The 3,286-nt window shown below is 76.2% G+C and carries 2 protein-coding genes; one reads left to right on the forward strand and one right to left on the reverse strand.

Going from position 1 to position 3,286, the window contains the following annotated elements; genetic code table 11:
* Positions 1-138 precede the first annotated feature (138 nt).
* Entirely contained in the window at positions 139-1,983 is a 1,845-nt protein-coding gene (locus tag ACFV4F_RS32560; protein ID WP_380507941.1) for a tetratricopeptide repeat protein, read from the forward strand.
* Positions 1,984-2,063: 80 nt separating this feature from the next.
* Here ACFV4F_RS32560 and ACFV4F_RS32565 read toward each other — a convergent pair whose 3' ends face one another.
* A complete protein-coding gene (locus tag ACFV4F_RS32565) occupies positions 2,064-3,203 on the reverse strand; it encodes a DUF3800 domain-containing protein (RefSeq protein ID WP_380507943.1) in 1,140 nt (379 codons plus the stop codon).
* Between the last annotated feature and the right edge of the window lie 83 nt (positions 3,204-3,286).

The following is a 3,286-nucleotide window of genomic DNA, read 5'->3' on the forward strand; positions in this document are numbered from 1 at the left end:
CTGCGCGTGGGTCGGCAGCCCGGGGCACCACTGCCGCTTGGGGCGGGGGGCGGGGCCGCCGGGCCCCCCCCCGGGGCGGGGCGGGGCGCGGGGGGCGCCCCCCCCCCCCCGCGGCAGACCGCCGGCGGCGAGGGCCAGGTGATCCAGCAGCTGACGGGCGGCCCGGAGCTGGTGCGGCGCTACCTGAGCGGCCCGGGCAACTACTTCTCGGAAATCGAGCACGCCCTGGTCACCGTCGCACTCGACGCCCGGCGGCTGGGGCACCCGGGTGCGGTGCCCGGCGCGCTGCTGGCCGAGGCAGTAGCGGGCTACCTTCCCGCGACCGCGCGGGTCACCGTGGCCTCCGACTGGTTCGAGGAGGCGGTCGGGGCGCTGAGCCGACAGGTCGGCGGGGCGCTGTCCGCCCTGGTTCCCGAGCGGATCGAAGCCGGTCTCGGAGCGCCGGACGCCTACCGTCCTGCGGACTACCTCGACCAGAGCGTACGCCCCACGCGAACCCACCTCGCCCCGCCCGAGCAGTTCTGGCTGGCCGCAGCCGACCACGCCCGCTCGGCCGAGGCGCTGCGGGCGCTGGGATCGGCCGCCTACCTGCGCCGCCGCTACCAGCACGCGGCGCGGCTCTACCGGCGGGCGGCCGAGCTGGGCAGTTCGGCCGCCCGGCAAGCGCTCGTGCTGCTCCTGGCGGAGGTGGCCGACCGGGCAGGCGCGGAGTCGGCGGCCGGTACTGACCCCAGCGCCTGGTACGCGCTGGGCTCGGCGTGCGAGGAGGACGGCGACAGGGACGGCGCGTACCGCGCCTTCGCGCAGTCCGCCCACCGGGGCGACATGTGGGCCTGGGTCGCGCTGGCCCGGCTACGGGAACAGGACGGGGACCGCGCCGGCGCCGAGCAGGCAGCTGAGGAAGGCGCGCGGGCCGGTACCGCGCAGGCTTGGCTGAGCCTCGCGCGGCAGCGCGAACGGCTGGGCGAGGAGGAACCGGCCCGCTCGGCCTACCAGCGGGCGGTCACGGCCGGCGAGGCCTCGGCCTGGCTGGGGCTGGGCAAGTCGAGCGAGCGGGCCGGCGACCACGCCGAGGCACAGACCGCCTACCATCAGGCAGCCGCCGGCGGGGTGACATCGGCCTGGACGTACCTGGTGCACCTGCACTCGGCCACACAGGACGAAGAGAACGCGGTGCTGGCGGCCGAGCAGGCCGCGGCGGTGGGCCGAGCCGAGGCCTGGACCGTCCTCGGGCGGCTCCGGGAGCAACGTGGTGATCTTGTCGGTGCCGCCGAGGCCTTCGGTGCGGCGGCAGCTGTCGGGGAGAGCAACGCGTTGAGCCACCTGGCCCGTTTGCGGGAGGGCGCCGACGACCACGAAGGCGCCGAACAAGCGGCCCGCGAGGCGGCGCGGGTCGGCGATGGTGAGGCCTGGGGCGTGCTCGCCCGGCTACGGGCGCAAGCAGGGACCGACGCGGAGGCGGCCGCAGCCGAGGCGGCCCGGCTCGGGCACACCGACGCGTGGACCATGCTTGCCAGGCACCGGGAGACGGCGGGCGATGCCACGGGCGCCGACCGGGCGGCCGAGGAAGCCGCCACGAGCGGAGACCCCCACGCGTGGGCCGCGCTCGCCCGCATCCGTGAGCGCGCCGGCGACCAGGCGGGGGCGGCCCGGGCGGCGGCCCGGGCCGAGGAAACCGGTGGGCTCGGCGCCTGGACGGCACTCGGCCGGGTCAGGGAGGAGCGCGGGGACATCGAGACCGCCGAGCAGGCGTATGAGGCGGCGGCGCGGGCCGGCGACCCCGAGGCCTGGGTCGGTCTCGGCCGGGTGCACGAGGCAGCCGGCCGCTGGTCGAGCGCCGAGACGGCCTACCGCACAGGCGTGAACGCGGGCGACACCGACGCCTGGGAGGGCCTGCTGCGGGTGCTGGGGCGGCGCCACCGTACAGCGAATCCCGGACGGTTCGGCCTCGACGCCGAGGGCCGTTTCGCCGAAGGTCTGTGACCGCTGAGGCTTCGCGTGAAGTGGTTCCGGTCCAGCGCTCGTCAGCCATGACCGCACGGTGCCTCCGGCCCGGCGGAAGGTCAATGGCGTTCCGTCAGGCCGTCGTCCCGGGCGAACGGGCGGCGGTCCAGAACTGCGTCGTAGTGGTCCTCGCCGAGCAACTGCATGAGCTCGCGCAGGTCGCCTCCCGGCTCGGCGGGCCGGTCGTGCTGGATCCAGGAGTACAGGTTCTCCAGCGAGTTGGGCCACAGCTTCAGTCCGGCGCCGGACAGGTCCCCGTCCTCGCGGCGGTGGATCAGCTCCAGCAGCGGTTCCCGCAGCGCCAGCCCGCTCTTCTGGCCGGCGACCAGGGCCGTCGTGGCGCCGACGACCAGGTCGGCGAGCTGAAGGCCGGGCAGATGGTCGGACGGGCCCATGACGAAGCGGTTCACGATCCGGGAGGCGCTCGTGTACTCGGTTCCGTGGTCCGTCAGCTTCCTGGTGGCCGCGAGCCAGCCGGCGTCATGGCCGCGCAGGGAGTGCTTCTGGTCGAAGATCACCGTGCCGAGCCCGTCCCGGTCGGACAGGCCCATGCTGATCCGCTCGTAGAGCAGCTTCAGCAGCCACTTCTCGCGGTGCGCGGCCGGGCTCGGATCGCGTTCCTCGTCCCACACCACCGTCGCCGTCCACGCCCCGCACTCGGCGGCCGCCGCCAGCAGGGCCCGCTGCATCGGCTCGCGCCCCTGGGCGCCGAGCGCGAACTGCGCCGGCTGCCGCTTGCGGTCCGGCGACCACTTCAACTCCTCGTCACCGAGCCCGAAATCGGCCCGGATCCCGGCCGCGCGGGCGGCGAAGACCGACAGCAGCTCTCCGGGCAGCGCGACCGCGCCGTACGCCTGCAGCGTCCCCAGCCCCGCGCGCTGCACGTGCTGGGCGCGCACGGTGGTCTCGTCGACGAAGACGGTCACCGGCTCCGCCGGACGGTCGGCGGCGTCCAGCAGCCGGGCCGCCGCCCGCAGGCCGATCAGTTCGCCCAACTGCTCTTGCGCCGCCACCTGTTGGGCGAGTGACTCGTGTGCCGCCGGCAGGTCCCCGTCCCGGCGGGCCTCGGCCAGGCGCTGCCCGCTCGCCCGGTACGCGTCGAGCGCCTCCCCCGCCGCTCGCACCTGGTGCGGGGCGGCCCATCGGGCAATCAGCACCTGCCGCCGCGTCGCCGCCGCCCGCCGCTGGTCCTCGCGCATCCATCCCCCTGGTTCCCGTCCGGGGCCCGCGCCGACGGGAGCGGGGGCGGCGGCGGGGGGCCGCCGGGCGGGAACCCAGCGGT

The organism is Kitasatospora sp. NPDC059722, assembly GCF_042733235.1.
In the GTDB taxonomy this organism is placed as follows: Bacteria; Actinomycetota; Actinomycetes; order Streptomycetales; family Streptomycetaceae; genus Kitasatospora.

Coding starts and splice junctions, on each gene's coding strand:
- ACFV4F_RS32565 (WP_380507943.1), bottom strand. CDS start 3,203: ATGCGCGAGGACCAGCGGCGGGCGGCGGCGACGCGGCGGCAGGTGCTG.